The organism is Roseicyclus sediminis, assembly GCF_025515305.1.
GTDB classification, from domain to species: Bacteria; Pseudomonadota; Alphaproteobacteria; order Rhodobacterales; family Rhodobacteraceae; genus Roseibacterium; species Roseibacterium sediminis.
Map to the genome: position 1 here is coordinate 240,313 of NZ_JAOPHT010000004.1, position 26,278 is coordinate 266,590.

Sequence of the window (26,278 nt, forward strand, 5' to 3'; positions counted from 1 at the left end):
AGGATCCAGAGCCATGGCAATTCTCATCACCGAAGAGACCCGCGTCCTCGTGCAGGGCATGTCCGGCCGGATCGGCCAGTTCCACACCCAGGAGATGATCGAGGCGGGCACGAACGTGGTCGCGGGCGTGACGCCGGGCAAGGGCGGGACGACCGTCCTGAACCGGCCCCAGTTCGACACCGTGCGCGAGGCGGTGGAGGCGACGGGCGCCGATGCCGCGCTTCTCTTCGTGCCGCCGCCCTTCGCCGCCGACGCGATGATGGAAGCGGCCGATGCCGGCATCAAGACCGCGGTCTGCGTCACCGACGGCCTTCCCGCGCAGGACATGATGAAGGTGAAACGCTTCCTCCGCCGCTATCCCCGCGAGAAGAAGATGCGGCTGATCGGTCCGAACTGCGCCGGCATCATCTCACCCGGCAAGGGGTTCATGGGGATCATGCCCCCGCATATCTACACGCCCGGCCGCGTCGGCATCGTCGGTCGCTCGGGCACGCTCGGCTACGAGGCGGCGAGCCAGATGTCGGCGCTGGGCATCGGCGTCTCCTCCTCCATCGGCATCGGCGGCGACCCGATCAACGGCTCCTCCTTCCGGGACATTCTCGAGCTTTTCGAGAACGACCCCGAGACCGACGCCGTCATCATGATCGGCGAGATCGGCGGCCCGCAGGAGGCCGAGGCCGCGGCCTTCGTGCGCGATCACATGACCAAGCCGGTGGCGGCCTATGTCGCGGGCCTCTCCGCGCCCAAGGGCCGCAAGATGGGCCATGCGGGCGCCATCATCTCGGCCTTCGGCGAAAGCGCGCAGGAGAAGGTCGAGATCCTGCAGGAGGCCGGCATCACCGTCGCCCCCAATCCATCCTTGATGGGCGAGACCGTCGCGCGCATCCTGTCGAGGAAACAAGCTGCATGAGCCGGGCTGAGAGGTTCCCGATGATCGACACCGCGCGGGCGGCGGAATGGGTGGGCCGCACCGAGGAGGCATGGGGAAGACTGACCCCGCAACTGGCCGGCATGCTCAAGGCCGCGGTCGGCCACAAGCGGCTGATCGACCGCGACACGCGCTGTTCGGCGCTGTTGCCGCGGCTCTGGCACTGGGCGGCCTTCCCCGAATTCGTGCCGCTGGCGGACCTCGGCGAGGACGGGCATCCCAAACTCGGGCGGTTCCTGCCGCCGCTCGATTTCAAGCGGCGGATGTGGGCGGCCGGGCGGCTCAACTTTCACGGAAGCCTGCGGATCGGCGAGCGGCTTCGGCGCAAGTCCGTCATCAAGGCGGTGACCCCGAAATCGGGCGGCACGGGCGAGATGGTCTTCGTCACCGTCGCCCACGAGATCGAAGGTGAGAACGGCGCCTTCATCGAGGAAGAGCAGGACATCGTCTACCTGCACATCCCCGACACCTATGCGCCGCCGAAACGAACGCCCGAGATCGAGGATCCCGATTTCGACGAGACCGTGCCCGTGAACGAGGCGCGGCTTTTTCGTTTCTCGGCAGCGACCTACAACGCGCACCGCATCCACTACGACCTGCCCTACGCGCGCGAGGTGGAAAAATACCCCGCCCTCGTCACGCATGGGCCGATGCAGGCGATCATGCTGATCGACGCGGCCACGCGCCATGCGGGCGAGGCGCCGAAACGCTTCAGGTTCCGGGGCGTGCACCCGATGTTCCACGACCACGACCTGCGCCTTTTGGGCAAGCGCGCGCCGGGGTCCCGGATGATGACGCTCGGGACCGCGGCGCCCGCGAAGGACGGATCGGCCGGCTACCTGGGGATGACGGCGGAAGCGGGGTGGACGTGATGGGCATTCTCTCGGGCATGCGCGTGGTGGAGGGCTCGGCCTTCGTGGCGGTGCCGCTGGCCGGCATGACGCTGGCGCAGATGGGGGCGGACGTGATCCGGTTCGACCGGCTGGAGGGCGGCCTCGACGCGGGCCGCTGGCCGGTGACCAAGGACGGAAAGAGCCTGTTCTGGGCGGGGCTGAACAAGGGCAAGCGCTCCATCGCGATCGACATGAAGAGCCCGCGCGGGCGCGAGATCATCACCGAGATCATCACCGCACCGGGCGAGGATGCGGGGCTTTTCATCACCAACCTGCGCGTGCGCGGCTGGATGGATCACGAGACGCTGTCCGCGCGCCGGCCCGACCTGTGCATGGTGACGCTCAGCGGCGACCGGCAGGGGCGTCCCGCCGTGGACTACACCGTGAACCCGTCGCTGGGCTTTCCCGACGCCACCGGGCCCGCCGGATCGGCCGACCCCGTGGCCCATGTCCTGCCTGCCTGGGACTGCATCGCGGGGGGCATGGTGGTGAACGCGCTGCTGGCGGCCGAGCGCAAGCGGCTCCGCCATGGCCAGGGCTCGGCGGTGGACATCGCGCTCAAGGACGTGGCCGCGGCGATGCTGGGGCACCTGGGGATCATCGGCGAGGTCGAGATCAACGGCACGGTTCGCGAGAAGGCGGGCAACGCGCTTTATGGCGCCTACGGGCAGGATTTCCTCTGTGCCGACGGCGAGCGGGTCATGGTGATCGGGCTGACCGACCGGCAGTGGCGCGGGCTGTTGAACGTCACCGGAACGAAGGCGGAAATGGCCGCGCTCGAGGCTGCGCTCGGTGAGAGCCTCTCGGACGAGGGCGCCCGGTTCCGGCACCGGGACGCGATCACGGCGATCCTGAAACCCTGGTTCGCCGGGCGGCGCGTGGCGGACTTCGCAAAGACCTTCGACGAGGCGGGCGTGACCTGGTCGGTTTTCCGCGATTTCGGCCGGGCGCTGGCCGAGGACCCCGATCTGTCGCTGCAGAACCCGATGTTCAGCCGGGTCGAGCAGCCGGGGATCGGGGCCTACCGGGTTCCGGGCACGCCGATGGACTTTTCCGGCGACCCGCGCGAGGCGCCGGCGCGCGCGCCGGTGCTGGGCGAGCATACCGAGGAGATCCTTGGCGAGGTGGCGGGCCTGCCCGATGGCGAGATCGCGTCGCTTTTCGATGCGGGCATCGTGCTTCAGGCCCCGAAAGCCGAGGCCCGGATGGCGTCGTGAGGGGCAGGCGCGGCCTCGGGCCCCCGGGTCCGGGAGCCGCTCGGCCGCGCCTTCGGGGGCTCTGCCCCCGGCCCGTTCCGGGCTCCCCCGGAGTTTTCAGGCCAGGATGAAGGGAGGATCAGCCGAGGTCTGCGAGGCGCGCCTCCTGCCGGGCGACCAGGATCTCGACCTCGGCGATGGTCTCGGTGCTGAGCGCGGGCGCGGGCTTGCGCACGGTCGGATGCGCGATGGCGCCGCGTTTCGCCAGCGTGTGCTTGCGGATGGCGAGACCGAGGCCGGGCTGGCCCTCGTAGCGGACAAGCGGCAGGTAGGCGTCGAAGAGGTCGCGCGCGCGCGTCTCGTCGCCCGCCGCCATCAGGCGCACGACGTCGGCCATCATCTCGGGATAGGCGAAGCCGGTCATCGCCCCGTCGGCGCCGCGCAGCATCTCCTCGAGGAGGAACTGGCCGCCATTGCCGCAGAGGATCGAGACGCGGCGTGCGCCCCCTGCCTCGGCGCGGCGGAGCGTTGAGATCTTCTCGAGCCCCGGCCAGTCCTCGTGTTTCAGCATCACGCAGGTCGGGTTTTCGGCGAAGATCCGCAGGCAGACCGAGGGCGCCATCTGGACGCCGGTGACCAGCGGGAAATCCTGCAGGACCCAGGGGATCGGGCCGAGCACTTCCGAGACGTTGCGGAAGTAGCCCGCGATCTGGTCGTCGGTCCGGAGCGCGCCGGGCGGGGCCACCATGACGCCGGCGGCCCCCTTGTCCATCGCGGTTTTCGCCAGCGCCTCGATCGCGGCGAGGCCCGGGGCGGAGACGCCGACGATGACGGGGACGGAGGCGCGCGCGGTGACGCGTTCGACCACTGTGACGGATTCCTCGGCCGAGAGCTTCCCCGCCTCGCCCATCATGCCGAGGATCGTGAGGCCGGTCGCGCCCTTCTCCTCGTAGAAATCGACCATCGTGTCGAGGCTTGCCACGTCGAGCGCGCCGTCGGGCAGGAAGGGAGTGACGGCGATGGTGAAGACGCCGCGTGCGGTTTCATCGAGCATGGTGGTCTCCGGGCCGCTGGGCCTTGGGTTGGGGGATCCGTGGTCTGTGGGTCTGGCCGAGCGCGATGCGCCCGAGTGCCATGGCGGTCGCGGCCTGACAGGGCTCCACCACGGGCACGCCGAGGGCGGCTTCGAGGCGGGCGCGGTAGCGGGCCATGCCGGCGCAGCCCAAGACGAGGACGTCTGCGCCGTCGCGATCGCGAAGCTCTGCGCCGACCTCCGTCATGCGGGCCAGCGTGGTGGCGTCGTCGGCGAGTGCCGCCACGCCGAGGCCGAGCGCGCGGTCGCCGGCGAGGCGGTCGGTCACGCCCATCGCCCCGAAGGCGCGCAGGTGGCGCGGGATCGAGGATGGCAGGATCGCGATGACGCCGAAGCGCTGGCCGAGGGTGAGCGCCGTCATCACCGCGCATTCCTGGATGCCGAGGACGGGCCTGGCGGTGCGGTCGCGGAGCGCATGGAGGCCAGGGTCGCCGAAGCAGGCGATCACGAAGCCGGCGGCCTCGGGCTCCAGCCGTTCGGCGAGTGCCAGAAGCGGGGGGATCACGGCGTCCGCCTGGGCCTGGCTCTCGATGCCGGGCGGACCCTCGGGGAGCGTGAGGCAGGCGATCTCGGTGCCCATGCCGCGCAGCGGGGCGAGGGCCGCGTCGATGGCGTCCGTCACGGTCTGCGAGGAGTTGGGGTTGATGACGAAAAGGGTACTCATGCGCCTGGCCGCGTCGCCTCCTGGATCTCGAGCTGGTAGCCCTCGGGATCGTCGAAGACGAAGGCGCGGATGCCGATCGCGTCGTTGACGAAGAGGCGGCTGAGATTTGCGACGCCCTGAGCCTGCGCATAATCGTACCATGCATCGACGTCCGGAACCCGGATACAGAGCTGCACCGGCCGCGTCTCGGCCCATTTGTGCATGCCATGGGCCTCGTCGACGAGGCCCACGTGCGCGCCGTCGCAGATCTTCATGATCTTGGCCAGCCCGCCCTGGTCGATCACGAGCGGAAAGCCCATCACGTCGCGGTAGAAGGCCTCGGCGCGGGCAAGGTCCTTGTAGTAGAGGAAGGTGATGGCGAGGACGTTGGGGCCTTCGGGGCGCGGGGTCATGCGGGTCTCCCTGTCAGGTCTGCGGGCCTTGTGCCGATGGCGGCGCGAGGGAGCCATCGGCCGGCGCCGGGCGTCCCGAGATAGTCGCCATCCGCCACGATGGTCTCGCCGCGCAGGAGCACGCGCACGGGCCAGCCTGTGATCTTGGTGCCCTCGAAGGGGTTGTAGCCCACGTTGTCGTGGAGGTCGTTCGCGCCGTAGGTGTGGGTGCGGTCAGGGTCCCAGAGGACGAGGTCCGCATCCTTGCCCGGCGCGATGGCGCCCTTGGTGTCCAGCCCGTAGAGGCGGGCAGGGGCGGTCGCCGTCATCTCCACGAAGCGGGCGAGGCCGAGGCGGCCACGGCTCACCATCGCGTCGAACAGGAGCGGCAGGCGCACCTCCAGCCCCGGCATGCCGTTGGCGATGGCGGGGAAGGGAGCGTCGGGACCGGCGGAAAGCTTGCCCGTCTCGTCGTAGCGGTAGGGGGCATGATCCGAAGAGATCACCTGGAGATCGCCGAGCGCGAGCGCGGCCCAGAGCGCGTCCTGGTCGGTTTCAGTCCGCTGCGGGGGGGAGCACATCCATTTCGCACCTTCGAGGCCCGGGCGGTCGAGGACCTCCTCGGTCTGGAAAAGGTAATGGGGGCAGGTCTCGGCCCAGACGGGCGCGCCGCGGGCACGGGCGGCACGGACCTCGGCGGCGGCCTCGGCGGTCGAGATATGGAAAATCATCACAGGCGCTTGCGCGGCCTCGGCGAGGCGGCACATCCGGGCGACGGCCTCGATCTCGGCCTCGCGGGGTCGGGAGGCGGCGTGGTCGATGGGCCGGGTGCGCCCCTCGGCCAGCAGACGCGCACGGGCGTCGGCGATGATCGCGTCGTTCTCGGCGTGAATGCAGGTCAGCGCGCCATGGTCGCGGGCGATGGTCAGCGCGCGCAGGATCTGCCCGTCGTCGAGGCCGATATTGTAGGTCGTGAAAACCTTGAGCGAGCGGTGACCTTGCCCGATGAGAGTGGCGAGGTCCGCCTCGAAGCCAGGCGCGCCGGGGTCCGCGAGGATCAGGTGGAAGGCCCAGTCCACGGCGGCCCCGCGCGCGCCCCGCGCGGCGTAGTCCGCGGCGGCGTCGCCGAGCGGCTGACCCTTCGCCTGCGCCGCGAAGGAGATGAGGCTTGTCGTGCCGCCCATCGCGGCCGAGCGTGTCGCTGTCTCGAACGTGTCGGCGTTCATCAGCCCCATGCCCGACATCTGCTCGATATGGCAGTGGGGGTCGACGCCGCCCGGCGTCACGATCAGGCCATGCGCGTCGATCGTCGCCGCCCCGGCAAGGCCCTGCCCGAGCGCCATGATCCGGCCCCCGGCGATGCCGATATCCGTCACGGTCTCACCCGCCGCGGTGGCGACAAGTCCGCCACGGATCACGAGGTCCAGCGTCATGCCCGCTCCTGTCCCCATTTCAGGGGAACCATGGGATCAGCGAAGCGGAGAGGCAAGGGCATGCGGGGTGTGAAGCGAGGCGATCGCAGGCTCGGGACCGGGCTTACTGTTTCCATTAGGCGTCAAGAAATCGCCCAAATGGCGGGAATTCGGTGCGATTGTTTCCCTATTCGAACCAATCGGCCAGCTTTCCACACCCGGCCCGCGCCTTGTCCTCATGCCCCTTCGATGATGCCCCGGAGTTCCGCGAGCTTGTCGCGCACGAGATCGGCATCGCCGCGCGACTCGATGTTCAGCCGGAGCAGCGGCTCGGTGTTCGAGGCGCGCAGGTTGAAACGCCAGGCCCCGAAGTCGAGCGACAGCCCGTCGGTGTCGTCGCGGTCCTGGGCCTTCGGGGCATACTCCGCCTCGATCCGGTCGATCACGGGCTGGGTGTTTTCGACCCGGAAGTTCACCTCGCCCGAGGAGGGGTAGGCCGCGCGCCGTTCGGCCATCACGTCCTTCAGGCTCTCGCCGCGACGGCAGAGAAGCTCCAACACGAGAAGGAACGGGATCATGCCGCTGTCGCAGGCCATGAAATCGCGGAAGTAGTGATGCGCCGACATCTCGCCTCCATAGACGGCGCCGGTGTCCCGCATGACCTGCTTGATATGGCTGTGGCCGCAGCGCGACTGAACCGCCTGGCCGCCCATCTTCGCCACGATTTCCTGCGTGGCCCAGATGACGCGCGGGTCGTGGACGATCTTTTCGCCCGGTTCCTTGGCGAGGAAGGCCTCGGCCAGAAGTCCCACGACGTATTCTCCGGGGATGAACCCGCCCTCGTGGTCGAAGAAGAAGCAGCGGTCGAAATCGCCGTCCCAGGCGACGCCGATATCGGCCCCGTGCTCCACCACGGGGCCCGCCGTCTTCGGCTGGTTCTCGTCGAGCAGCGGGTTCGGGATGCCGTTGGGGAAGCTTCCGTCGGGCTCGTGATCCACGCGGACGAACGTCAGCGGCGCGCCGGCGGCCTTGAGCGCTTCGGCGATGGCATCGAAGGTCGGACCAGCCGCGCCGTTGCCTGCGTTCACGAGCACCTTCAGAGGCGTCAGGGCCGAGACATCGACGAATTCCATCAGCTTCGCCACGTAGGCCGCGCGCGTTCCGGAGACATCCGTGACCTTGCCGCCCGCGACCTCGGGGCGGAAATTCCCGCTTTCGGCCAGCGCCTTGATCGCGGCCATCCCGTCGTCGTTGCCGATCGGGGCGGAGCCCTTCTGCACCATCTTCATCCCGTTGTAGTCCATCGGGTTGTGCGAGGCGGTGACGCAGATGCCGCCGTCCGCGCCAAGGTGCGTGACCGCGAAGTAGGTCTCCTCCGTGCCCGAAAGCCCGAGGTCCAGCACCTCGACGCCCGCGTCCACGAGGCCCTTCGCCAGTGCTTGCGCCAGCTCTTCCGAGGAGGGGCGCACGTCGCGGCCGATCACCACGCGGGACGCATCCATGACCTCTGCAAAGGCGCGGCCGACGCGATAGGCGATGTCGGTGTTGAGTTCGTCCCCGAGGCGGCCCCGGATGTCGTAGGCCTTGAAACAGGTGAGCGGGCGGGCGAGGGCGTCCATGGGACCTCCGTAAATGGACAAAGGCAATCTCGCTGTGATCTATCCGATCCTGCGCGATCCCGCCACCCGCTCGCTTGGCTGGCGGAGCGTTTGCGCTAGGCTAAGCGCCGGAAGGAGATGCGAAAGGCCCATGCTCATCGTCGCGCCCGACACGATCGCCAATGCCGGCGTACTGGAGACCCGGTCGCTGCCGAAGAAGTTTCTCGGCCGCGTTCAACTCGTGCCGAGGCGCGGGGGGATCGGCCTCTGGGCGCGGTTCATCCTCGAGATGCAACTTGTCCGCTACCTCTCGGCGCTGATCCCCTTCATGATCATTCCCTTCATGTCCTATGACCTCGCGCTTCCGGTGACGCAGGCGCCACTTGCCATGCTGGTCGTGATCGCGCTGGTGGAACTGAAGGTCCTGCGCCTCTCGCCCCGCGCGCGCGAGCGGCTGATGTCCGAGGACGAGGCCGCGCGGCGCGTCGACGCCTTCGCCTTCCGTGCGAAGGGCGCGCTGCGGCGGATCGCGGCGCGCAAGGACCTGCGGGAGGGAGAGATCATGCTGGTGCTGGAACAGTCCGAACTTGCCCGCGTGGCGCCGCTGACGCTGGTCTCGGTCCAGACGGCGATCCCCGAGCCGCATGTCGTGAACCTCGATGCGGGCGACCGCGCGATCCTCGACGAGATGCTGTTCGACGCGGACCTGACCGAGCGGATGCTTCATGCCGCGAACCTGCGGCAGGACAAGGTGATCCGCGAAGTGAAGATCGAGACGCGCGGCGTGTCCGCCCATGCCCGCCTTGCCGCCTGGATGGAGCAGAACGGCCAGGGCGCTCCGGAACCGGCGGGGGCCTGAGGCGATGGCAGTCAATGCGCGCGCGATCTCGGCGGGAGAGGCGCTGAAGGTTCTGGAACAGGGCTGGGAGGCGCAGGCGGCGGGCGCCCTTACGGCAAGCTGGATGCTCCACGGCCGCCCCGGCGTCGGCAAGACGGAGCTTGTCCAGACGCTCGCCGCGCGAAAGGGCGCGGAGCTTTACGACCTCCGCCTCACGACGATCGAGCCGCAGGACCTGCGGGGGCTGCCCTTCTACGACCACGACACGGGCCGCACCGTCTGGTACCGGCCGGAGGACCTGCCAGACGATCCCGCGCGCCCGGCGATCCTGTTTCTCGACGAACTGACCGCCGCCGCGCCGACGCTCCAGCCGACGGTGTATGGTCTGTTGCAGGAACGCCGGGTGGGCCGCCACCGCCTGCCCGACGGCGTCTTCATCGTGGCGGCGGGCAACACCGTCGAGGACGGGGCCATCGCCTACGAGATGGGCACCGCGCTGTCGGACCGGCTGATCCACATGATCGTTCAGGCCGATGCCGAGGACTGGTTGAAGAGCTATGCGCCGGGGGCGGGCATCCACCCGACGGTCGCGGCATTCCTCCGGACCCGGCCCGACCTTCTGGAAACGACCGAGGAGTCGCTCCGGCGCGGCCATGCCATCGCCTGCACGCCGCGAAGCTGGACACGGGTGAGCGGGATAATGACCGCCGTCCCGGATCGCGCCGCGCGCGGTGTGATGATCGCGGGCACCGTTGGCGAGGCGGCGGCGGCGGAATTCGCGCTGATCGCCGACGAGATCGAGGCGCAGGTTCAGGTCGCCGAGATGCTGGAGACCCCCCGGCGCGACCGTACGGAAATGTATCCGTCCACGCTCCACGGCCTGACCGCGCTGATCTACGGGCTGACGGGCGCGGTGGACGAGCGCAGCCTTCCGGCCGGGATCGAGGTTCTCGCCGACCTCCGCCACCTCGACGCGCCGGCCTTCCGCGCGCTGCCTTTGTCGGAACTCGCCAGCTTCGGCTTCGAGCTTCTGATCGGGCGGGCGCTCGAGAAGGGGTGGCAGGAGGTCTTCGCGCGCTCCGACGCCTATGCGGACTACGCGCGGGGGCGGGCGGCGGCGGGCCTGTGAGGCAAGGGGCGTGACGGTCCATTCCGCCCGCGCCGCCAGGGCCCTCGCGCATCTGGGCGAAGTCGATCCGGCACTTGCCGTGCTCGCGCTGTGGTGCGGGCACCGGGACGGGGAGGGGGCGACGCGGACCATGGGCGATACGGTCGTGTATGGTCCCGGCTTCGCTTCGCTCGGCCTGCCCGAGCAAGTGGGCCTCGCCGCGCATCACGTCCTGCACGTGGCACTCCGCCATGCGACCCGGCAGGCCGCACTGGCCGAGCGGCTGGGGGAGCGGTTCGACGCCTCGCTCTACGGGCTTGCCGCCGACGGAATCATCAACGAGACCCTTCTGCTGGCCGGCCACGCCCTGCCGCGACCCGCCGTGACGGTGAGCGAACTTCTGTCCGAGATCGGCCGCCCGGCGAAATCCGCCGTCGCGGCACTGGCCGACTGGGACGCGGACCGGCTTGCGATGCTTCTCCATTCCGACCCGAAACTCGCCGAGAAGGCGCGAGACTGGGGCGTGACGCGCGGCTTCGCGCAGGACCTGAGCCTTGGCGAGCCAGACGACGAAGGCGAGCGCCAGCAGACCGCCGACTGGCGCAACCAGCTGTTGCGCGCCCTGGAGGCCGGGAGGAAGGCGGGCACCGGGATCGGCCGGCTCGGCGCGATCCTCGCCGACATGGCGCCCGTGGGCACGCCATGGGAGGTGCACCTGCGTGGCCTTCTCGCGCGCGCCCTCATCGACAGGCCACGCCCCTCGCACCGCCGGCCCGCCGGGCGCTGGGCCGCGATGCTGGCGGAGGCGGGGGCGCGTGGCACGCCCGAGCCCGCCTATATCCCGGGCCAGTCGCGGCAGTCCGACCGGCCCCGCATCGCCATTTGTCTCGACACGTCCAGCTCCATCGATCCGCTGACGCTCTCGCTGTTTCTCGCCGAGGCCGAGGGCATCGTCCGTCGCACCGGGGCCGAGGCGCATCTTCTCGCCTTCGACGAGGATGTGCATGAGACGCGCCGACTGGACAGTGCTGCATGGATGGGTCTTCGCGACCTGGTCCTGCGGACCGGCGGGGGAACGGATTTCGTCCCCGCGCTGGCGGCCGCCGGCCGGCTTTCGCCCTCCATCGCGGTGATCCTGACCGACCTCGACGCGCCCTTCGGGCCACCGCCCGCCTGCCCGGTCCTCTGGGCCGTTCCGGGGCGGCAGCCGGTGGAGCCGCCGCCTTTCGGCCGGGTTCTCAGGATCGGGGAAGACTAGGCGCTTCGGACGCGGGTCTTTCCCGCTTCGCTCTCGCGCTGCGCCGTTTCCCAGTCCGGCGCAATCCAGGGGGGGCGGTTGTCGCGGGGCAGGGGATCGCGCCCAAGGATGTGGTCCGCGGCCTTCTCGCCCACCATGATCGAGGGCGCGTTCGTGTTTCCGTTCGTCACCTGCGGGAAGATGGAGCTGTCGGCGAGCCTGAGCCCCTCGATCCCGATGACCCGCGCCTGCGGGTCGACCACGGCCATCGGGTCTTCCCTCCGGCCCATCCTGCAGGTGCCGCAGGGGTGATAGGCGCTTTCGGCGTGTTCGCGGATGGCGGCGTCGATGGCGTCGTCGTCCTGCGCGTCGCCGCCCGGCAAGAGCTCGTCGCCGGCGAAGGCCTGCATCGGCGTCTGCGCCATGATCTCGCGCGTGAGGCGGATCGCGCGGCGGAACTCGATCCAGTCGTCTTCGTGGCTCATGTAGTTGAACAGGATCGAGGGCGGCGCGGCGGGATCCGGGCCGCGCAACGCCACCCGGCCCCGGCTTTTCGACCGCATCGGTCCGACATGGGCCTGGAAACCGTGGCCGCCCGCCGCAACCGCCCCGTCATAGCGCACCGCGATGGGCAGGAAGTGGAACTGGATGTCCGGGTAGTCGATCCCGGCCCGGGAACGGATGAAGCCGCAGGCCTCGAACTGGTTCGAGGCACCGAGCCCCGTGCGGGTGAACAGCCACTGCGCCCCCACGAGGGCCTTGCCCCAGAGCGACCAGTAGGGCGCGAGGCTGACGGGCTGCGTCGCGGCGTACTGGACGTAGATCTCCAGGTGATCCTGGAGGTTCTGGCCCACGCCCGGCCGGTCCGCGACAACGGGAATCCCGTTCTCCACCAGGTGGTTGGCCGGTCCAATTCCACTCGTCATGAGAATTTTGGGCGAATTGATCGCGCCCGCCGCGAGGATGACCTCGGCCCTGGCGCGGATGAGCTTGCCGCAAGACAGCCGGATCCCGGTGGCGCGGCCTTCGACGATCTCGATCCGCTCCGCCAGCCCGCGCACGACCTTCGCGTTTCCGGTCGCGAGCGCGGGCCGGAGATAGGCATCGGCGGCGGACCAGCGCCGGCCTTGCCAGATCGTTCGCTCGAAGGCGCCGAAGCCTTCCTGCCGTTCGCCGTTGTAATCCTCGGTCCGCCCATAGCCAGCGGCGGCGCCCGCCTCGATAAACGCTTGGAAAAGCGGATTTTTCTGTTCGCCCCGCGTGATGTGAAGGGGGCCGTCAGTCCCGCGCCAGGACGGATCGCCCGCATCGCCGTGCCAGGCCTCCATGCGCCGGAAGTAGGGCAGCACGTCGGCATGGGCCCATCCGTCCGCGCCCATCTCGGCCCATGTGTCATAGTCGCGGGCGTGGCCCCGCACATAGATCATCCCGTTGATCGAGGACGACCCGCCCAGAACCTTGCCGCGCGGACAGGCCATGCGGCGATTGTTCATGTGCGGCTCGGGCTCCGTCACATAGCCCCAGTCGTAGCGCGACATGCCCATCGGGTAGGACAGCGCGGCCGGCATCCGGATGAAAGGTCCCGCATCCGTGCCGCCATGCTCGATGACGATGACCGAACGCCCCGCCTCGGCCAGCCGGTAGGCGATGGCGCAGCCCGCGGACCCCGCGCCCAGGATGACGTAATCGGCTTCCATCAGCGGTTTCCCCGGACTGCTCGCTCGTGCGAAGCGTGGATCGCAACACACTGACCATGCGTTTGAAAATGAGTTATCAACATGTGGAGAAGCCTGTGGATCATCAGAAAGGCGCCTCCACGCGGCCCAGCGACACGTAGACCGCCTTCGGCTGGCTGTAGGCTTCGATCGCCGCACGGGCATTTTCGCGTCCGATGCCGCTGGATTTCACGCCGCCGAAGGGCATCTCGATCGGTGTCAGGTTGTACTGGTTGATCCAGCAGGTTCCGGCACGCAGCCTGCGGACCACGCGGTGGGCGCGCGCCAGGTCGCGGGTAAAGACCCCCGCTGCGAGGCCGAACTCGGTCGCATTCGCCCGTGCGATGACCTCCTCCTCCTCGGTGAAGTCCAGCACCGACATGACGGGGCCGAAGATCTCCTCGCGGGCGATGGCCATGGTATCGGTCACGTCGGCGAAGACGGTCGGTTCGATGAACCAGCCCGGCCCGGGGCGCGCCTTGCCCCCGACCACGAGCCTTGCGCCTTCCGAGACGCCTTTCTCTATGTAATTCAGGACGATGCCGCGCTGCCCTTCGGAAACCATCGGGCCGAGATGCGTCGCCTCGTCCATCGGATCGCCGATCACGGCGCGCGCGGTGCGCTCGGCCAGGCGGGCGAGGAAGGCCGCCTTCACGCCCGTCTGCACGAAGACCCGCGTTCCGTTCGAACAGATCTGCCCTGTGGAGTAGAAGTTCGCGTTGATCGCCGCGCTGACGGCGTCCTCAACATCGGCGTCGTCAAAGATGATGAGGGGCGACTTGCCGCCCAGTTCCATCGTGACGTGCTTCAGGCCCTCGGCCGCGGCGGCATAGACGCGCCGGCCTGTCGGCACCGACCCGGTGAGCGAGACCTTGGCGACGCGCGCGTCGGCCACCAGCGCCGCGCCGACCTCGCCCGCGCCCTGCACCACGTTGAATAGGCCCGCGGGCGCCCCGGCCTCGACCAGGATTTCCGCGAGCTTCAAGGCGCTTAGCGGCGTCTCTTCCGACGGTTTGAAGACCATCGCGTTGCCGCAGGCCAGCGCCGGGGCCGCTTTCCAGCAGGCGATCTGGATCGGGTAGTTCCACGCCCCGATGCCGACGCAGACGCCGAGAGGTTCGCGGATCGTGTAGGCGAAGTCCCCGCCGAGCTCGACCGATTCTCCGGTCAGCGTTCCGGCCATCCCGCCGAAATATTCGAGGCAGTCCGCCCCGCTCGCTGCATCGGCCACCAGCGTTTCGGAGAGCGGCTTGCCCGTGTCCATCGTCTCGAGTTCCGAGAGCGCGCGGTTGCGCTCACGCAGGATCTGCGCGGCCCGGATCAGCACGCGCCCGCGCTCGGCGCCGGTCCGCGCGGCCCAGTCGCGCTGCGCGTCTTCGGCGGCGGCGAGGGCCGCCTCGATGACCGGGGGCGTCGCCGCATGGACCTGTCCCAGACGCTCGCCCGTCGCGGGATAGATCAGGGGGATGATTGTCCCCGATGCATCCTCCATCGGGCGTCCGTTCACGAAATGGCTGGCTTTCGGCTGCACGTTCATCCCTATTCCCCCCTTGGGAAGCGCTGGTTTTCTTCCAGCACGTTCAGATCCATGTGGTTGCGCATGTAGCGATCCGATGCCGCCCGCAACGGCTGGAAATCCCATGGGAAATACGCGCCGTTTCTCAGGCTTTCGTAGACCACGAGCCGCCGCGCCTGGCTGTCGCGCACCTCGGCGTCGAACGCTTCGAGGTCCCAGCGGGCGGCGGCCATCACGCGGAACCTTTCGAGGACCTGCGCTTGGGCCGCATCCTCCGCGAGGTTGTTCATTTCGTGCGGATCGGCCGTGAGGTCGAAGAGCTGCTCGGGGTCGGCGGCGCAGTTGGTGTATTTCCAGCGCCCGGCCCGCAGCGCGATCATCGGCGAGATAGTCCCCTCGGCGGCGTATTCCATGGCGACGGGGCTTTCGCGGAGAGCTCCCTGGGCCAGCGGCAGAAGGCTCTCGCCATCGGTCCAGGGCATGACCTCGGCCAGGTCCACGCCGGCGAGTGCGCAGAGGGTCGGGCAGACGTCGAGCGTGGAAACGGGGGTCTCGATCAGCCCCGGCGCGAGGCCCGGCGCCGAGATCATCAGCGGCACGCGCGAGGAGCCTTCGAAGAAGCTCATCTTGAACCACAATCCCCGCTCGCCCAGCATGTCGCCGTGGTCAGAGACGAAGACGACGATCGCCTCCTGCCGGGTGCGGTCGAGCACGTCCAGCAGCCCCGCTATCTTCCCGTCGAGATAGGTGATGTTGGCGAAATAGGCGCGGCGGGCACGGGCGACGTGATCCTCGGTGATCTCGTAATTGCGCCAGTCGTTGGCGTCGAAGAGGCGCTGCGAATGCGGGTCGTGGCCTTCGTAGGGAAGGGCTGCGACCGCCGGCTGCAGGTGCCTGCAATCGCCGTAGAGATCCCAGAATTCCCGGCGTGCGACATAGGGGTCATGGGGATGCGTGAAGCTGACGGTGAGGCACCAGGGCCGCGCGTCGTGGCCGCGCGCGAGATCGTAAAGCTTCTGCTCGGCCAGAAAGGCGACCTCGTCGTCGTATTCCATCTGGTTGGTGATCTCGGCCACGCCAGCCCCGGTAACCGAGCCGAGGTTGTGATACCACCAGTCGATCCGCTCGCCGGGCTTGCGGTAATCCGGGGTCCAGCCGAAATCGGCGGGGTAGATGTCGGTCGTCAGACGCTCCTCGAAGCCATGGAGCTGGTCGGGCCCGACGAAATGCATCTTGCCCGACAGGCAGGTGCGGTAGCCCGCGCGGCGCAGGTGGTGGGCGAAGGTCGGGATGTCCGAGGCGAACTCGGCGGCGTTGTCGTAGACCCGCGTGCGCGAGGGGAGCCGCCCCGACATGAAGCTCGCCCGCCCGGGCGCGCAGAGGGGCGAAGCCGTGTAGGCATTGGCGAAACGCGTGGAGCGGGCCGCCAGCGCCTTGAGCGTCGGCGCATGGAGCCAGTCGGCGGGGCCGTCGGGGAAGAGCGTCCCGTTCAGCTGGTCGACCATCACGATCAGGATGTTGGGTTGTGCCATGTTCAGAACCGGTGCGCCTTCATGCGTTGCGGGAATTCGGACGCGACAGGATGGCCCGGGGACCCGACCCCGGTGCGGTGCGGGATGGACCGGGCATGGACTGCGATCAGGCCGCTCATCGCAGGATCCCGTCGAAATAGGCCTCGACCGTTGCGATGGCCGCGGTGGCGTCGGGCGGCCCAACCTCGGCCAGCGCATGGCGGATATAGAGCCCGTCGATCAGGGCCGCGGCGGTGCGCGCCACCCCGACGGGTTCCTCCGTCAAGGGGCGCAGCGCATGGGTGAGGTTCGACACCAGCCGGTGCTGGTAGACCCGCAAGAGACGCGCGGCTTCCGGCTGGGTCTGGGCCACCACGTAGAAGTTGAGCCACGCGGCCACCACCTCGGGCTGGAAATTGCGGCCACCGAAACTGGCCCGGACCAGCGCCGAAAGCCGGTCCCGAGGGCCGCGCGCACCGGCCAATTCGCGCCGAGTCTCGACGCCGTAAAGCGTGAGAATCGCACGCATCGCCGCCAGGAACAGCCGGTCCTTGCCGCCGAAGTAGTGAAAGGCGAGGGCGGGCGAGACGCCCGCGCGCTTCGCGATCTGCCCGACGGTCACATCGAGGCTGCCCGTGGCGCCGATCTCGAAGATCGCCGCCTCGACCAGTTCCTCGCGCCTCAGCGTCTCGATTCCGCGTCCCGACATGGGCCATCCTCCGCTCCGCCTTGCTGCCATTTGTTGATTGACTCGTCAATCAATCCGCATGACCGCTTGCCACGGGGCCGGTGGGGTGTTGAAACTGTCGCCAGACAAAGACTGCAAAAAACGACAGGGAGATATCGAATGACCCGCCTTCTGACCGCTACCGCCATTTCCGCTCTCGCCGCGGGGGCCGCCTTCGCCGATTGCGAGACCGTGACTTTCTCGGATGTGGGCTGGACCGACATCACCGCGACGACGGCCGCGACGACTGTCGTGCTCGAGGCACTGGGCTACGAGACCGAGACGCTCGTGCTGTCGGTGCCGGTGACCTACACCTCGCTGGCCGGGGGCGACGTGGACATCTTCCTTGGCAACTGGATGCCGACGATGGAGGCCGACATCGCGCCCTACCGCGACGCGGGCACGGTCGATACCGTTCGTGCCAACCTCGAAGGCGCGAAATACACGCTCGCCACCAACGCCGCAGGCGCGGCCATGGGGATCGCCGATTTCTCGGACATCGCCGCGGCCGCGGATGCCCTCGACAACAGCATCTACGGGATCGAGCCGGGCAACGACGGCAACCGGCTCATCATGGACATGATCGCGGCGGATGCCTTCGGCCTCGGTGCGGCCGAGTTCGACGTGGTCGAAAGCTCCGAGCAGGGGATGCTGGCGCAGGTCGCCCGCGCGAGCGACCGGAACGAGCCCATCGTCTTCCTCGGCTGGGAGCCCCACCCGATGAACGCCAATTTCGAGCTGACCTACCTCACGGGTGGCGACGACTGGTTCGGCCCCGACCTCGGCGGCGCCACGGTCTACACCAACACGCGCGCGGGTTACGTGGCCGAATGCCCGAACCTCGGGACGTTCCTCAACAACCTCGAGTTCAGCCTCGCCATGGAAAACGAGATCATGGGCGCGATCCTGAACGACGGCGAGGATCCGGAAGATGCCGCGACCGCGTGGCTTTCGGCCAACCCTGATGTCGTGATGGGCTGGCTCGACGGCGTGACGACGGTGGATGGCGGCGACGCCGCGGCGGCCGTGTCGCAAGCGCTCGGGCTTTGATCCACTGACACGTGGCTCGAACGGGCGGCTGCGATGACGTGCCGCCCGTTTGCCTGAGGGGCTGACGATCGATGCTGAACTGGCTCACCGAATGCGACGAGGGGCTGCCGGAAGGCATGGGGCCGCTTTCCCTTCTGTCCGAATGCAAGCTGCGCGTGGGCGATGCCGCCTCGGCCGGGTTCGACTGGCTTCAGGACAACCTTGCGGGCGTTTTCGACGCCATGTCCGCGGCGCTCGAGGTCATGATCGAGGCGATCCTCGCGCTGCTGCAGGAGCCGCCAAACACCGGCTGGATCTGGGACCTTCGCCGCTCGGAGGTGACGTATCTCTACCCCGAGGCGCTGCATCCCTTCTTGATCATGGCGCTTTTCGCGCTCGTGGCGTGGTGGATGCACCGGAACTGGAAGATGCCCGCGCTGATCGTCGTGGGCCTCCTCTTCGTCATCAACCAGGGATACTGGGACGAGACGACCGAAAGCCTGACGCTGGTCCTGTCGGCCTGCGTGGTCTGCATGGGCGTCGGCGTGCCGATCGGCATCGCGGCGGCGCATCGGCCGCGCCTTTATTCATGGATGCGCCCCGTCCTCGACCTGATGCAGACGCTTCCGACCTTCGTCTACCTGATCCCCGCCATCGTGTTCTTCGGCATCGGCATGGTGCCGGGCCTGATCGCCACCGTCATCTTCGTCCTGCCCGCGCCGATCCGCCTGACGCATCTGGGCATCTCCTCGACGCCCCAGGCGCTGATGGAGGCAGCCGATGCCTTCGGCGCGACCCCGCGACAGAAGCTGTGGAAGGTCGAGCTGCCCTATGCCACGCCGCAGATCATGGCCGGCCTGAACCAGACCATCATGCTGTCGCTCAGCATGGTGGTGATCGCGGCGCTGGTGGGGGCCGACGGCCTCGGCGTTCCGGTGGTGCGGGCGCTCAACCAGGTGAACACCGGCCTCGGCTTCGAGGCGGGCCTCATCATCGTGGTCGTGGCGATCCTGCTCGACCGGCTGCTCAGGGTGCCCACGAAATGACCGCCGTGCGCTTCAACGATGTCTGCATCATGTTCGGCCCGTCGCCGCAGATGGCGCTCGAGATGGCCGATGCGGGAGCCAGCCGCGAGGAGATCCAGTCCGCCACGAGCCATGTTCTGGGCGTCCACGACTGTTCGCTCGAGGTGAAGGAGGGCGAGATCCTCGTGCTCATGGGGCTTTCGGGGTCTGGCAAATCCACGCTTCTTCGGGCCGTCAACGGCCTGAACCCCGTGGCGCGCGGCTCGGTCGAGGTGGCCGCCGGAGGGCGGATGGTGGACGTCACCCATGCCGACGCCAGGACCCTGCGCGAGATCCGGCAGACCCGGGTCGCGATGGTGTTCCAGGCCTTCGGGCTTCTGCCCTGGCGCAGCGTTCGCGAGAACGTGGGCTTCGGGCTGGAACTGTCAGGAATGGCGGCCGACGAGCGCAATGAACGGGTCGAGCGTCAGCTGGCCCTCGTCGGCCTGTCTGACTGGGCCGACCGGAGGGTGGGTGAGTTGTCGGGGGGCATGCAGCAGCGTGTGGGCCTCGCCCGTGCCTTCGCCACCGACGCGCCGATCCTGCTGATGGACGAGCCCTTCTCGGCCCTCGACCCGCTGATCCGGACGAAACTCCAGGACGAGCTTCTGGACCTCCAGCGCGACCTGAAACGCACGATCATCTTCGTCAGCCACGACCTGGACGAGGCGTTCAAGATCGGCAATCGCATCGCCATCATGGAAGGCGGGCGGATCGTGCAATGCGGCACCCCGCGCGACATCTTCTCGGACCCGGCCAGCGACTACGTCGCCGAATTCGTGGCCAACATGAACCCGCTCGGCGTGCTGACGGCGCGGGACGTGATGCTGGCGGGCGTGGGCAACGCCAAGACGCTCGGGCCGCGGCACGGCGCGGAGACGCCCGTGCGCGACCTGATGGAGGTGCTGGCCGGCGGCGCGCGTCGCATCGTCGTGGAGGAGGCGGGGCACGTCATCGGGACTGTCACCACCGACAGCATCGTCGCGCGCCTCTGCCTCGACGAGACGCCCGACGAGGAGGCCATCGACGACGTCGAGGAGGAAGAGGAAACCGGCTTTTTCGAGGGGATCGTGAAGGGCGGCTAGCCCGCCTGCAGCGTTTCGATCAGCCGCTCGAGGTGGTGGTCGGTATCGCCGAACTGGTGGTCGATCATCACGAGCCGCTTTGCATAGTGGCTGACCGGGTATTCCCAGGTCATCGCGATGCCGCCATGCATCTGGATCGCCTCTTCCGCCACCTGCCGGGCAATCCGTCCCACGAGATGCTTTGCCTGGCTGGCGCGGTGCGATTGCGCGGGTCCGCCCATGGCGGCGGCCCCGGAAATGACGATGGAGCGCGCCTGCTCGATCTCGATCGAAAGGTCGACCGCACGGTGCTGCAACGCCTGGAATGCGCCGATCGGTTGCCCGAACTGCCGGCGCGTGGCGAGGTAGTCGGTCAGGAGCCCGAAAGTGGCCTTCATCGCGCCGAGCGCCTCCGCCGCAAGCGCCAGCGCGGCCCAGTCGAGCGCGTCCTGCGCCGCCGTTTCCGCATCGAGGTCGAGGCGCGTGGCCGGGGTGCCGTCGAGCAGGACCTCGCCTGCCGGGCCGCCGTCGATCATGCCGTAAGGCACGATCTGGGCATCGGAGGCGGCGACGTCGAAGAGGGCAAGGCCGTCGCCATCCCGCGCGAGGACAAGCAGCCTTTCGGCCACCCCCGCGCCGTAGACCACGGACTTGCGACCCGAAAGCGCCCAGCCATCCGTCGTCTTGGTGGCCCGTGCCGCGATGCCCGCAAGGTCATAGGGCGCATCCGTCTCGCCCATGGCGACGGCGTGGCGCACCGCGCCGGACAGCATGTCGTCGAGCGGCGCGCCCGCCGCCTCCATGAGCTTCGTCGCCATCAGGGCGGGCAGAACCGGCTCGGGGCAGAGCGCGCGGCCGATTTCCTCGAACACGACCGCGATGTCGAAACCGCTGCCGCCCATGCCGCCCGTATCCTCGCCCGCGAAGGCGTAAAGAAGCCCAAGCTCGCACAGGGCCGCCCATTGGCCGGGGTCATGGAACGGGGGCTCGTAGGCGACCCGCGTGCGGTGTTCGAACCCGTAGCCTTCCGCCAGCGCCCGGCGCAGCGTGTCGGCCAGCATTCGGCGATCGTCGCTCATCTCGAAATTCATTTTTGCATCAACCCCTTGGCAAGGATGTTGCGCTGAATCTCGTTCGATCCGCCGTAGATCGAGATCTTGCGGTTGTTGAAGTAGCTCGCCGCGTCCCGCGCATGTCCCTCGGGCGCGATGGCGAGGTTGCCTTCCAGTTCCTCCGAGGGAAAAGGCGCGGCGGCGGGGCCGAGCGCGCGTCGCGCGAGGTCGTTGATTTCCTGCCGGATCACGGTGCCCGTGATCTTCAGCATCGAGGGCTCGGAGGTCAGCCGCCCGCCCTCCGCCGCGCGTGCCAGCATCCGCAGGTTGGTGATCTTCATCGCCTCAAGTTCCGCCTCCACCCGCGCCAGCCGTGCGGCAAAAAGGGTGTTCCGGATCAGGGGCTTGCCGTTCCGCATGACGCGGTGGGCGAGGTCCTTCACCTGCTCCAGCGCCTGCAGCGAGAAGCCGACGCCGGCGATGTTCGTCCGCTCGTGGCCAAGCAGGAACTTGGCGATCGTCCAGCCCTCGTTCTCCGCGCCGACAAGGTTCGCCACGGGCACCCGGACATCGGTGAAGAAGACCTCGTTCACCTCGTAGCCGCCCTCGATCAGGCGGATCGGGCGCATCTCGATGCCGGGCGTGTCGAGGTCGACCAGCAGGAAGGATATCCCCTCTTGCGGCTTGCCTTCGGCCTTGGTGCGCACGAGGCAGAAGATGCGGTTGGCGTATTGGCCGAGCGTCGTCCAGGTCTTCTGCCCGTTCACCACGTAGGCGTCGCCGTCCCGCTCGGCCTTCGTCCTGAGGCTGGCGAGGTCCGATCCCGCGCCGGGTTCGGAATAGCCCTGGCACCACCAGTCGCGCCCGTCGAGGATACGCGGCAGGAATTCCGCCTGCTGCTCCGCCGTGCCGAACTTCATCAGGACGGGCGCCAGCATCCGCACGCCGAAGGGCACGATCCGTGGCGCGCCCGCGCGGCAGCATTCCTCCTCGAAGATATGCGCCTCGACCGGACCCCAGCCCTGGCCGCCGAATTCCTTCGGCCACGGCCCGGCGAGCCACCCCTTCTCGTTCAGGATGGCATGCCAGCGCTCCAGCTCGCCCTTGGTCAGTTCCTTCCGGGCCTGCACCGTCGCGGCGATTTCGGGCGGAAGCTTCTCGGCGAGAAACGCCCGCACCTCCGCCTCGAAGGCGCGTTCCTCGGGCGAATAGCTCAGGTCCATCGCCGTCCCCTTCCGCTCAGAAGAACGCTTGCAATCCGGTTTGCGCGCGGCCGAGGATCAGGGCGTGCACGTCATGCGTCCCCTCGTAGGTGTTCACCGTCTCGAGGTTCTGGGCGTGCCGCATCACGTGGTATTCCGCCATGATCCCGTTGCCGCCATGCATGTCGCGCGCCATCCGCGCGATATCCAGCGCCTTGCCGCAATTGTTCCGCTTTATCAGCGAGATGACCTCGGGCGCACAGGTCCCTTCCTCCAGCATCCGTCCCGCCCGCAAGGCGGCCTGGAGACCCAGCGCGATCTCCGTCTGCATGTCGGCCAGTTTCTTCTGGAACAGCTGCGTCTGCGCCAGGGGCCGCCCGAACTGCACCCGGTCGAGGCCGTATTGCCGCGCCCGGTGCCAGCAATCCTCGGCCGCGCCCATCACGCCCCAGGCGATGCCATAGCGCGCGCGGTTGAGGCAGCCGAAGGGACCCTTCAGACCCTCGACGCCGGGCAGAAGCGCGTCCTCGCCCACCTCGACGCCGTCCATCACGATCTCGCCGGTGACCGAGGCGCGGAGCGAGAGTTTGCCGCCGATCTTCGGCGCCGAAAGCCCCTTCATCCCCTTCTCGAGGACGAAGCCCCGGATCTTGCCGCCATGGGCGTCGGATTTCGCCCAGACCACGAAGACATCGGCGATGGGCGAATTCGAGATCCACATCTTCGCGCCCGAGATGCGGTATCCGCCATCTACCTGTTTCGCCACGGTTTTCATGCCTGCCGGGTCGCTGCCTGCATCGGGTTCCGTCAGCCCGAAACAGCCGATGAGCTCACCCTTGGCCAGCCCCGGCAGGTATTTCCGACGCTGCTCCTCCGACCCGTAGGCGTGGATCGGATACATCACGAGGCTCGACTGGACCGACATCATCGAGCGGTAGCCGCTGTCGACGCGCTCGATCTCGCGCGCGACGAGGCCATAGGTGACGTAGCCCGCGCCCAGGCCGCCGTATTCCTCGGGGATCGTGGTGCCAAGAAGGCCCATTTCCCCCATGAGCCCAAAGAGTTCCGGCGCGACCTTCTCGTTGAGATAAGCGTCGTTCGCGCGCGGCAGAAGCTGATCCTCGGCAAAGCTGCGGGCACTTTCCGCGACCATGCGCTCGTCCTCGCCGAGCTGGTCCGTCAGGTGAAACGGGTCGGCCCAGTCGAACGGCGCGAGCGAGGGGCCGGTGTGGCGGGTCTGACCGTCAGGCATGATGAAACTCCCTCTCCAATCCCTCCCAAGTCTCATGAATTGCCCGGCCGCTGCAAGCCTGCCTGCGCTTGCGGGTCCCTTGGGGGGCGGCTAGCTTTCCGACAAAGGCGAGGGAGGATGGCGATGGATCTTGGAATGACGGACCGCGTGCGGCCGCTGGTGGAGGCCGTGCGACGCATGGTCCGCGACGAGATCGCGCCGCTCGACGCCGAATACCACGCCGAGGTCGGGCGCCATCCCTCGGGCGACCGCTTCGCCATGACGGACAGGCAGTTGGATATTCTCAACAGCCTGAAGGAAAAAGCCCGCGCACGGGGACTTTGGAACTTCTGGCTGACCGACAGCGACAAGGGCTACGGGCTGACGACCGTCGAATATGCCTATCTCGCCGAGGAAATGGGTGCCGTCACCATCGCGCCCGAGGTGTTCAACTGCAACGCGCCCGACACCGGCAACATGGAAGTGCTCGAACGCTACGGGACCGAGGCGCAGAAGGCGCGCTGGCTGCCGGGGCTCATGGCCGGCGAAACGCGGTCGGCCTACCTGATGACGGAGCCCGATATCGCCTCCTCCGACGCCGCTCAGATTTCGCTCAAATGCGAACGGCAAGGTCAGGATTACGTTCTAAACGGCGAGAAATATTGGGCGACCGGGGCGGGGGACCCGCGCTGCTCGCTCTATATCGTCATGGCCTGCACCGATCCGGGCGCCGCGAAACACGCGCGGCACACGATGCTGTTCGTGCCGGCAGACACCGCAGGGATCGAGATCCTGCGACCCATGCAGGTCTTCGGCCATGACGACGCGCCGCACGGGCACATGCATATCCGCTTCACCGATGTGCGGGTGCCCGCCGACGCGGTGGTCCTGGGCGAGGGGCGCGGCTTCGAGGTTGCGCAGGGGCGGCTTGGACCGGGGCGTATCCATCATTGCATGCGCGCCATCGGGCGGGCCGAGTATGCCCTTGAACTCATGTGCAAAAGGGCGCTGTCGCGGTCGGCCTTCGGCAAGCCGCTGGCCGAGCTGGGCGCGAACTACGACATCATCGCCAATGCCCGGATCGAGATCGAGATGACGCGCCTTCTGTGCCTCAAGGCGGCGTACATGATGGATACCGCGGGCGTCCGTGCCGCGCAGCCCTGGATCTCGAAGATCAAGGTTCAGGCTCCGCTCATGGCGCTGAAGGTGGTGGACGAGGCGATGCAGATCTATGGCGCGACCGGCATCAGCCAGGACACGCCGCTTGCCGCACTCTGGGCTGATCTCAGGACGCTGCGTTTCGCCGATGGACCGGACGCGGTGCACCGGCGGCAGGTGGCGCGGGCCGAGCTGCGCAAGTACACGAATTCTGCGACATGAGCCTCGATGTCGCGGCCGTGTCCGCGTGGATGCGCGACCACGTTGCGGGCGCCCAACCTATTCTGCACGCAAGGAAATTCTCGGGCGGGCAGTCCAATCCGACATATCTTCTCGAAGCGGAGGACAACACCTTCGTCCTGCGTCGCAAGCCGCCCGGAACCCTCCTGAAGTCGGCCCATGCGGTCGAGCGGGAGTACCGCGTTCAGGCGGCGCTGGCCGGGAGCGACGTCCCCGTTGCCGGGATGATCGCGCTTTGCGAGGACGACACGGTCATCGGATCGCCGTTCTACGTGATGGAGCATGTCGCGGGACGCTGCTTCGACGACCCCCGCCTTCCGGAGGTTCTCAGGCAGGAAAGGTCATTTTACTTCAACGAGATGGCCCGTGTTCTTGCGGCGATCCACACGTTCGATGTCGATGCCGCCGGTCTTGGCGACTACGGGCCCCGCGGCAACTACTTCCGCCGCCAGATCGATCGCTGGACGGGGCAATACCGTGCGACGGAAACCGGGGCGATCCCGGCGATGGATCGCCTCATGACCGCGCTGGACGCCGCCTGTCCCGAGGATGACGGGCGCGTGGCGCTGGTCCACGGGGATTACCGGATCGACAACCTGCTTTTCGCGCCGGACGGGCCGGAAATCGTCGCGGTGCTCGACTGGGAGTTGTCGACTCTCGGGCACCCCTTCGCTGATCTCGCGGGCGTCGTCATGCAGTGGCAGATGCCCCCGGGAGAGCAGGGCCGCGGCCTGCGCGGCGTCGACCGTGAGGCCGAGGGCCTGATGACGGATGCCGAGTTCGTCGCCCGCTATTGCGACCTCATGGGACTGAAAAGCATAGATAATTTCGGCGTTTACGTGGCCTTCTGCTTCTTCCGGATGGCGGCGATCCTGCAGGGCGTGAAGAAGCGCGCGCTCGACGGGAATGCCTCGGACCCCGAGCGGGGCCTGCGCCTGGGAGAGTTCGTGCCACTCTATGCCGAGGCGGGACTGGAGGCGCTCGATGTCCGAACTTGACCCCCGCTTGCGGGAAGAGGCCTACGCGCTTCAGAAGCACCTGGGGTTCGCGTTGACGGGCTGGCGAGAAGGCTGGGCGCGGGTCGAGCTTCCGGTCGGGCCGCACTTTTCGAATCGACAGGGTCTGGTTCACGGCGGCATCCACGCCACGCTTCTCGACACCGCGATGGGTTACAGTGGCTGCCATACCGGCGATCCCGAGCAGCGGATCATGGCGCTGACGCTTTCGCTTACCGTGAATTACATCAACCAGGTCAGTGGCTTGCGCCTTGTCGCGGAGGCGGTTCGGACAGGCGGGGGGCGATCGACGTTCTTCGCCTCCGGCAGCCTGCGCGACGAGACCGGCGCGCAGATCGCCACGGCCACGGGCGTGTTCCGCTACCGCCGGGACACAGGCGTCACCGGTACTTGAAGCCGGCGCCCCGATGCCGTT

General features: G+C 68.2%; 24 protein-coding genes. 12 read left to right on the forward strand and 12 right to left on the reverse strand.

Translation table 11 applies throughout. The features are described from left to right. Nucleotides 1–13: 13 nt before the first annotated feature. The 3 genes from sucD to N8I71_RS08210 are packed head-to-tail and all read left to right on the forward strand — an operon-like array spanning nt 14 to nt 3,038. A complete protein-coding gene (sucD, locus tag N8I71_RS08200; RefSeq protein ID WP_262877470.1) occupies nt 14–910 on the forward strand; it encodes a succinate--CoA ligase subunit alpha in 897 nt (298 codons plus the stop codon). Beyond that, nucleotides 907–1,800 (forward strand): FAS1-like dehydratase domain-containing protein, encoded by an 894-nt coding sequence (locus N8I71_RS08205; RefSeq protein ID WP_262877471.1) that lies wholly within the window; start codon nt 907–909, stop codon nt 1,798–1,800. Before sucD ends, N8I71_RS08205 begins: the two co-directional genes overlap by 4 nt. Beyond that, the gene (locus N8I71_RS08210; RefSeq protein ID WP_406676085.1) at nt 1,800–3,038 is read left to right on the forward strand and encodes a CoA transferase; all 1,239 of its coding nucleotides are present in this window, start codon (nt 1,800–1,802) and stop codon (nt 3,036–3,038) included. Before N8I71_RS08205 ends, N8I71_RS08210 begins: the two co-directional genes overlap by 1 nt. Before the next feature lie 118 nt (nt 3,039–3,156). Here the strand turns inward: N8I71_RS08210 and N8I71_RS08215 are convergent, their stop codons facing one another. From N8I71_RS08215 to N8I71_RS08235, 5 genes are all read right to left on the reverse strand, one after another. Continuing rightward, the gene (locus tag N8I71_RS08215; protein WP_262877473.1) at nt 3,157–4,071 is read right to left on the reverse strand and encodes a dihydrodipicolinate synthase family protein; all 915 of its coding nucleotides are present in this window, start codon (nt 4,069–4,071) and stop codon (nt 3,157–3,159) included. Next, on the reverse strand, nt 4,061–4,774 hold the full coding sequence (locus N8I71_RS08220) for an aspartate/glutamate racemase family protein (RefSeq protein WP_262877474.1): 714 nt from the start codon (nt 4,772–4,774) through the stop codon (nt 4,061–4,063). Before N8I71_RS08220 ends, N8I71_RS08215 begins: the two co-directional genes overlap by 11 nt. Then, on the reverse strand, nt 4,771–5,166 hold the full coding sequence (locus tag N8I71_RS08225; protein WP_262877475.1) for a VOC family protein: 396 nt from the start codon (nt 5,164–5,166) through the stop codon (nt 4,771–4,773). Before N8I71_RS08225 ends, N8I71_RS08220 begins: the two co-directional genes overlap by 4 nt. Next, on the reverse strand, nt 5,163–6,578 hold the full coding sequence (hydA, locus tag N8I71_RS08230; protein WP_262877476.1) for a dihydropyrimidinase: 1,416 nt from the start codon (nt 6,576–6,578) through the stop codon (nt 5,163–5,165). The genes N8I71_RS08225 and hydA overlap by 4 nt, the downstream gene beginning before the upstream one ends. Nucleotides 6,579–6,793: 215 nt before the next feature. Next, nucleotides 6,794–8,176, reverse strand: a complete 1,383-nt coding sequence (locus tag N8I71_RS08235; RefSeq protein ID WP_262877477.1) for a phosphohexomutase domain-containing protein — start codon at nt 8,174–8,176, stop codon at nt 6,794–6,796. A 130-nt stretch (nt 8,177–8,306) separates the two neighbouring features. Between N8I71_RS08235 and N8I71_RS08240 the strand changes: the two genes are divergently transcribed. The 3 genes from N8I71_RS08240 to N8I71_RS08250 are packed head-to-tail and all read left to right on the forward strand — an operon-like array spanning nt 8,307 to nt 11,359. Further along, nucleotides 8,307–9,014 (forward strand): hypothetical protein, encoded by a 708-nt coding sequence (locus tag N8I71_RS08240; protein ID WP_262877478.1) that lies wholly within the window; start codon nt 8,307–8,309, stop codon nt 9,012–9,014. Nucleotides 9,015–9,018: 4 nt separating this feature from the next. After that, nucleotides 9,019–10,122: an AAA family ATPase gene (locus N8I71_RS08245; RefSeq protein WP_262877479.1), complete on the forward strand. Its 1,104-nt coding sequence runs from the start codon at nt 9,019–9,021 to the stop codon at nt 10,120–10,122. Nucleotides 10,123–10,132: 10 nt separating this feature from the next. Next, the gene (locus N8I71_RS08250) at nt 10,133–11,359 is read left to right on the forward strand and encodes a vWA domain-containing protein (RefSeq protein WP_262877480.1); all 1,227 of its coding nucleotides are present in this window, start codon (nt 10,133–10,135) and stop codon (nt 11,357–11,359) included. Here N8I71_RS08250 and betA read toward each other — a convergent pair. From betA to betI, 4 genes are all read right to left on the reverse strand, one after another. Continuing rightward, on the reverse strand, nt 11,356–13,035 hold the full coding sequence (betA, locus tag N8I71_RS08255) for a choline dehydrogenase (protein WP_262877481.1): 1,680 nt from the start codon (nt 13,033–13,035) through the stop codon (nt 11,356–11,358). The genes N8I71_RS08250 and betA overlap by 4 nt on opposite strands. Before the next feature lie 103 nt (nt 13,036–13,138). Further along, nucleotides 13,139–14,590: a betaine-aldehyde dehydrogenase gene (gene betB, locus N8I71_RS08260; RefSeq protein ID WP_262877482.1), complete on the reverse strand. Its 1,452-nt coding sequence runs from the start codon at nt 14,588–14,590 to the stop codon at nt 13,139–13,141. 2 nt (nt 14,591–14,592) lie between these two features. After that, nucleotides 14,593–16,101, reverse strand: a complete 1,509-nt coding sequence (gene betC / locus N8I71_RS08265; protein ID WP_262877483.1) for a choline-sulfatase — start codon at nt 16,099–16,101, stop codon at nt 14,593–14,595. Nucleotides 16,102–16,216: 115 nt separating this feature from the next. Beyond that, nucleotides 16,217–16,789 carry a choline-binding transcriptional repressor BetI gene (betI, locus tag N8I71_RS08270; RefSeq protein WP_262877484.1) on the reverse strand — a complete coding sequence of 191 codons (573 nt, stop codon included), beginning with the start codon at nt 16,787–16,789 and terminating at the stop codon, nt 16,217–16,219. Between the two features lie 138 nt (nt 16,790–16,927). Here betI and choX point away from each other — a divergent pair, with 138 nt between their 5' ends. The 3 genes from choX to choV all read left to right on the forward strand — a co-directional run bounded on the left by choX (nt 16,928) and on the right by choV (nt 19,985). Then, nucleotides 16,928–17,857: a choline ABC transporter substrate-binding protein gene (choX, locus tag N8I71_RS08275; protein WP_262877485.1), complete on the forward strand. Its 930-nt coding sequence runs from the start codon at nt 16,928–16,930 to the stop codon at nt 17,855–17,857. Between the two features lie 71 nt (nt 17,858–17,928). Next, nucleotides 17,929–18,882, forward strand: a complete 954-nt coding sequence (gene choW / locus N8I71_RS08280) for a choline ABC transporter permease subunit (RefSeq protein ID WP_406676086.1) — start codon at nt 17,929–17,931, stop codon at nt 18,880–18,882. Further along, a complete protein-coding gene (choV, locus tag N8I71_RS08285; protein ID WP_262877486.1) occupies nt 18,879–19,985 on the forward strand; it encodes a choline ABC transporter ATP-binding protein in 1,107 nt (368 codons plus the stop codon). The genes choW and choV overlap by 4 nt, the downstream gene beginning before the upstream one ends. Here choV and N8I71_RS08290 read toward each other — a convergent pair. The 3 genes from N8I71_RS08290 to N8I71_RS08300 are packed head-to-tail and all read right to left on the reverse strand — an operon-like array spanning nt 19,982 to nt 23,470. Next, a complete protein-coding gene (locus tag N8I71_RS08290) occupies nt 19,982–21,043 on the reverse strand; it encodes an acyl-CoA dehydrogenase family protein (protein ID WP_262877487.1) in 1,062 nt (353 codons plus the stop codon). The genes choV and N8I71_RS08290 overlap by 4 nt on opposite strands. 8 nt (nt 21,044–21,051) lie before the next feature. Further along, the gene (locus N8I71_RS08295) at nt 21,052–22,239 is read right to left on the reverse strand and encodes an acyl-CoA dehydrogenase family protein (RefSeq protein ID WP_262877488.1); all 1,188 of its coding nucleotides are present in this window, start codon (nt 22,237–22,239) and stop codon (nt 21,052–21,054) included. Nucleotides 22,240–22,255: 16 nt separating this feature from the next. After that, a complete protein-coding gene (locus tag N8I71_RS08300) occupies nt 22,256–23,470 on the reverse strand; it encodes an acyl-CoA dehydrogenase (RefSeq protein WP_262877489.1) in 1,215 nt (404 codons plus the stop codon). A 117-nt stretch (nt 23,471–23,587) separates the two neighbouring features. On the opposite strand from N8I71_RS08300, the gene N8I71_RS08305 reads away from it, so the two are divergent. From N8I71_RS08305 to N8I71_RS08315, 3 genes are read left to right on the forward strand one after another with little or no spacing between them, the layout of a single operon-like run. Continuing rightward, a complete protein-coding gene (locus N8I71_RS08305) occupies nt 23,588–24,829 on the forward strand; it encodes an acyl-CoA dehydrogenase family protein (protein ID WP_262877490.1) in 1,242 nt (413 codons plus the stop codon). After that, nucleotides 24,826–25,845: a phosphotransferase family protein gene (locus tag N8I71_RS08310; protein WP_262877491.1), complete on the forward strand. Its 1,020-nt coding sequence runs from the start codon at nt 24,826–24,828 to the stop codon at nt 25,843–25,845. Before N8I71_RS08305 ends, N8I71_RS08310 begins: the two co-directional genes overlap by 4 nt. After that, nucleotides 25,832–26,257, forward strand: coding sequence for a PaaI family thioesterase (locus N8I71_RS08315; RefSeq protein WP_262877492.1), 426 nt, complete (start codon nt 25,832–25,834; stop codon nt 26,255–26,257). Before N8I71_RS08310 ends, N8I71_RS08315 begins: the two co-directional genes overlap by 14 nt. The last annotated feature ends 21 nt before the right edge of the window (nt 26,258–26,278 follow it).

Excerpts from the sequence above, each read along its gene's own strand:
- choW (WP_406676086.1), top strand. The coding sequence starts at position 17,929 with ATGCTGAACTGGCTCACCGAATGCGACGAGGGGCTGCCGGAAGGCATG.
- N8I71_RS08300 (WP_262877489.1), bottom strand. The coding sequence starts at position 23,470 with ATGCCTGACGGTCAGACCCGCCACACCGGCCCCTCGCTCGCGCCGTTC.
- betB (WP_262877482.1), bottom strand. The coding sequence starts at position 14,590 with ATGAACGTGCAGCCGAAAGCCAGCCATTTCGTGAACGGACGCCCGATG.
- betA (WP_262877481.1), bottom strand. The coding sequence starts at position 13,035 with ATGGAAGCCGATTACGTCATCCTGGGCGCGGGGTCCGCGGGCTGCGCC.
- choV (WP_262877486.1), top strand. The coding sequence starts at position 18,879 with ATGACCGCCGTGCGCTTCAACGATGTCTGCATCATGTTCGGCCCGTCG.
- N8I71_RS08215 (WP_262877473.1), bottom strand. The coding sequence starts at position 4,071 with ATGCTCGATGAAACCGCACGCGGCGTCTTCACCATCGCCGTCACTCCC.
- N8I71_RS08315 (WP_262877492.1), top strand. The coding sequence starts at position 25,832 with ATGTCCGAACTTGACCCCCGCTTGCGGGAAGAGGCCTACGCGCTTCAG.
- N8I71_RS08205 (WP_262877471.1), top strand. The coding sequence starts at position 907 with ATGAGCCGGGCTGAGAGGTTCCCGATGATCGACACCGCGCGGGCGGCG.
- N8I71_RS08310 (WP_262877491.1), top strand. The coding sequence starts at position 24,826 with ATGAGCCTCGATGTCGCGGCCGTGTCCGCGTGGATGCGCGACCACGTT.
- N8I71_RS08225 (WP_262877475.1), bottom strand. The coding sequence starts at position 5,166 with ATGACCCCGCGCCCCGAAGGCCCCAACGTCCTCGCCATCACCTTCCTC.
- choX (WP_262877485.1), top strand. The coding sequence starts at position 16,928 with ATGACCCGCCTTCTGACCGCTACCGCCATTTCCGCTCTCGCCGCGGGG.
- N8I71_RS08240 (WP_262877478.1), top strand. The coding sequence starts at position 8,307 with ATGCTCATCGTCGCGCCCGACACGATCGCCAATGCCGGCGTACTGGAG.
- N8I71_RS08210 (WP_406676085.1), top strand. The coding sequence starts at position 1,800 with ATGGGCATTCTCTCGGGCATGCGCGTGGTGGAGGGCTCGGCCTTCGTG.
- betI (WP_262877484.1), bottom strand. The coding sequence starts at position 16,789 with ATGTCGGGACGCGGAATCGAGACGCTGAGGCGCGAGGAACTGGTCGAG.
- N8I71_RS08290 (WP_262877487.1), bottom strand. The coding sequence starts at position 21,043 with ATGAGCGACGATCGCCGAATGCTGGCCGACACGCTGCGCCGGGCGCTG.
- hydA (WP_262877476.1), bottom strand. The coding sequence starts at position 6,578 with ATGACGCTGGACCTCGTGATCCGTGGCGGACTTGTCGCCACCGCGGCG.
- N8I71_RS08295 (WP_262877488.1), bottom strand. The coding sequence starts at position 22,239 with ATGGACCTGAGCTATTCGCCCGAGGAACGCGCCTTCGAGGCGGAGGTG.
- N8I71_RS08245 (WP_262877479.1), top strand. The coding sequence starts at position 9,019 with ATGGCAGTCAATGCGCGCGCGATCTCGGCGGGAGAGGCGCTGAAGGTT.
- betC (WP_262877483.1), bottom strand. The coding sequence starts at position 16,101 with ATGGCACAACCCAACATCCTGATCGTGATGGTCGACCAGCTGAACGGG.
- N8I71_RS08220 (WP_262877474.1), bottom strand. The coding sequence starts at position 4,774 with ATGAGTACCCTTTTCGTCATCAACCCCAACTCCTCGCAGACCGTGACG.
- N8I71_RS08235 (WP_262877477.1), bottom strand. The coding sequence starts at position 8,176 with ATGGACGCCCTCGCCCGCCCGCTCACCTGTTTCAAGGCCTACGACATC.
- sucD (WP_262877470.1), top strand. The coding sequence starts at position 14 with ATGGCAATTCTCATCACCGAAGAGACCCGCGTCCTCGTGCAGGGCATG.
- N8I71_RS08305 (WP_262877490.1), top strand. The coding sequence starts at position 23,588 with ATGGCGATGGATCTTGGAATGACGGACCGCGTGCGGCCGCTGGTGGAG.